The sequence below is a fragment of the Streptomyces sp. NPDC001020 genome, from assembly GCF_053599115.1.
The window spans coordinates 1-2,276 of record NZ_JBSFLQ010000096.1; the positions used below are offsets into that span (position 1 = coordinate 1).

A 2,276-nucleotide genomic window follows, 5' to 3' on the forward strand; every position below is an offset into this window, starting at 1 on the left:
ACTTGTACAGTTCGCCCGCGCCGATGCCGGGCACGAACAGCTCCCACACCCCCGTCGAACCGAGCGAACGCATCGGATGACCCAAACCGTCCCAGCAGTTGAAGCCGCCGACCAGGCGTACGCCCCGCGCGTTCGGCGCCCACACCGAGAAACGGGTGCCTTTTACCCCCTGGTGTGTCATCGGGTGGGGGCCCAGCGCTCGCCACAGCTCCTCGTGCCGGCCCTCGCCGATCAGATGCAGGTCCAGGGAACCGAGCGTGGGCAAGAAGCGGTACGCGTCCTCGGTGTCCTGGACCGTCTCCTCGTACGCCACCAGCAGCCGGTACTCCGGCACCTCCGGCAGCGGCAGCAACCCCGAGAAGAACCCGTCCCCGTCGTCGTGCAGTTCGGCCCGCACGTTCCCGGTGACGACGGTGACGGACAGCGCGTACGGGCGCAGGGCACGGAAGGCGATCCCGCCGGGCATCGGGTGGGCGCCGAGCACCGCGTGCGGGTCATGGTGTGTGCCCGCCAGCAGCCGTTCACGATCACCGGTGGCGACGGCGGGGGAGACCGCCCCCTTCGTGTGCGCCGCGCCCCGCTCCGGGACCACTTTCGCGGCGCCGTCGTTCTTCTTCGCGTTGTCATCGGACGGGGGGCGGGACGTCACGGCGGTGCCTCCTCGGCAGGGGATGGCGGATCAGTGCGTCGCGTCGGCGGCCAGACGGCGTATCGCCGCCATCGGCACCGGTAGCCAGGTGGGGCGGTGGCGGGCCTCGTACACGACCTCGTAGACGGCCTTGTCCGTCTCGTACGCGCGCAGCAGCACCGACTCGGTCCGCGGATCGCATGTCGCGACCCCGGCGTATCCGGAGCAGTATGCGGCCCGGCACGCCCCGGCCCACTCCGGTGCCGACGGCAGAGCCGAGTGTGCCGCGTAGTCGAAGGAGCGCAGCATCCCCGCGACATCCCGCACCGTCGGCTGTGGCATCCGGCGCTCGGCCAGCGACTTCGACGGCTCGCCCTCGAAGTCGATGAGCGACCACTGTCCCGATGGCGAGCGCAGGCACTGGCCCAGGTGCAGATCACCGTGGATGCGCTGGGCGGTCCAGGTACGCCCCCCGGCAGCCGAGGCGGTCAGCGCCTCGAACGCGGAGCGCAGCGCGGGCGCGTAGGGCCGCAGCGCGGGCACCGCCTGCGCCGCCGCCTCCAGTCGCCCGGTCATGCCGTCGACGAGCAGCCGTACCTGGGCGTGTCCCAGGGTGACCGTGGGCAGTGCGTGGGCCAGCGCCCTGTGCACCTCGGCCGTCGCCCGCCCGAGTGCCCGCGCCTCCGCCGTGAAGTCCTTGCCGTCGGCCAGTTCGCGCAGCGCATGTTCCCAGCCGTCCGTGGCGCCCCGCACAAAGGGTTGCAGCACGGCCAGGACGTACGGGGCATCGGGGCCCTCGTGGTCGGCGAGCAGCCAGCCGGCCGGCGCGGGCACCCGTGGGCAGCCCGCGCGCGAGAGCATCAGCGGCAGCTCCAGGTCCGGGTTGATGCCCGGAACGATGCGCCGCAGCAGTTTCAGGATGAATGTATCTCCGTAGACGACGGACGAGTTGGACTGCTCCGAGGTCACCCTCCGCGGGACGAGCCCGTCTCGTATCCTCTGGCGCCCGTCCCCCTCGAAGCGGAGCCAGCCGATGCGGGCCCGGGCACGGATCGCCTCCAGGAGCACGGCGGCGGCCCGGGGGTCGTACAGCGCCTCGTAGACGGTCCGTTCCGCCAGCGGGCCCTTTTTCGGACGTCCGATGAGCGCGGGCGCCAGCCGTGGCGGCAGCACCTCGCGCACACCTATCAGTAACTGGTAGCAGTCGCCCGGGTGCGGAACGGCACCCTGGGCGGGGATGTCCGGTTGATGAACTCGTACGAGCAGGTGGAGCAGGCGCGGGGTGCCGCGGGGCGGTAGCAGATCGGTGGCCGCCACCAGCGACAACCCCGTGACGGGACGTCCCTTGCCGGCGAACCAGCGCTGCCGCGGCAGCCACTCCCGCAGGAGCGGGCCGAGCGACGCGAGGAGGCCGGGGTGGGGTGCGGCGGCACGAGCGATGGCTTCCGGCATGGCGTGCGTCCTTTCCCCGGGGTGTCGGGGTGTCTGCGATATGTGTCCCGGGCGGGTGGGAAAACACCGCCCCGTCCCCGGGCTCTAGGCGACGTTCGTGTGGAGGCGGAACCAGTAGAAGCCGTGGCCCGCGAGGGTGAGGAGGTAGGGCAGTTCACCGATGGCGGGGAAGCGGACCTGGCCGATGAGTTCGACG

The 2,276-nt window shown here is 71.8% G+C and carries 3 protein-coding genes; all 3 read right to left on the bottom strand.

The window, feature by feature from the left end; translation table 11 throughout:
* Positions 1 to 592, bottom strand: a 592-nt coding sequence (locus ACWDEX_RS37120; RefSeq protein WP_450469094.1) for a GlgB N-terminal domain-containing protein, incomplete at its 3' end; no start/stop codon positions are given.
* A gap of 87 nt (positions 593 to 679) precedes the next feature.
* A complete protein-coding gene (locus tag ACWDEX_RS37125) occupies positions 680 to 2,080 on the bottom strand; it encodes a maltokinase N-terminal cap-like domain-containing protein (RefSeq protein ID WP_450469092.1) in 1,401 nt (466 codons plus the stop codon).
* Between the two features lie 84 nt (positions 2,081 to 2,164).
* The coding region (locus ACWDEX_RS37130; protein ID WP_450469096.1) for an alpha-glucosidase C-terminal domain-containing protein at positions 2,165 to 2,276 on the bottom strand (112 nt) is incomplete at its 5' end.

Bases quoted from the DNA above. Each gene is read 5' to 3' on its own strand.
- ACWDEX_RS37125 (WP_450469092.1), bottom strand. From the start codon at position 2,080: ATGCCGGAAGCCATCGCTCGTGCCGCCGCACCCCACCCCGGCCTCCTC.